This window comes from Arachnia propionica (assembly GCF_003932785.1).
Taxonomy (GTDB): Bacteria; Actinomycetota; Actinomycetes; order Propionibacteriales; family Propionibacteriaceae; genus Arachnia; species Arachnia propionica_B.
Genome location: NZ_RQYT01000151.1, coordinates 1 through 449 on the forward strand (window position 1 = coordinate 1; position 449 = coordinate 449).

Below are 449 nucleotides of genomic sequence, written 5' to 3' on the forward strand. Positions count from 1 at the left end.
CCCCGCCCACCACGAAACCATCCACTATGCTGCTACTGTCCAAGAGAAAGAACCCGCATAGGAGCGGCGCAAAACCTCAGGCGCTTCAGTGGTAGTTCAGGGCCTCGTGGAGGCGGGTTGTGTTCCACCAGTGGACCCATCCCATGGTGGCCAGTTCGACGGCCTCGATGGACTCCCACACCTGTTTGGAGGCGATGAGTTCGGTCTTGTAGAGACCGTTGACGGTCTCGGCCAGGGCGTTGTCGTAGGAGTCGCCCACGGTGCCCACAGAGGCTGTCACTCCTGCGGTGATGAGTGCCTGCGAGTAGGCCAGGCTGACGTACTGGGAGCCTTTGTCGCTGTGGTGGATCAGGCCTTCATGGCCGCGGCTAGCTCCCGTGGACTGGAGGGCGTGCTCGAGGGCCAGTAGTGGCAGTGTGGTGGTGTGCAGGCTTGCTGAGACGGCCCAG

1 protein-coding gene is annotated in these 449 nt (G+C 62.6%); it reads right to left on the bottom strand.

Annotated elements, in window-relative coordinates:
* Positions 1-85: 85 nt before the first annotated feature.
* Positions 86-449, bottom strand: a 364-nt coding sequence (locus tag EII35_RS15635) for an integrase core domain-containing protein (protein ID WP_148098981.1), incomplete at its 5' end; no start/stop codon positions are given.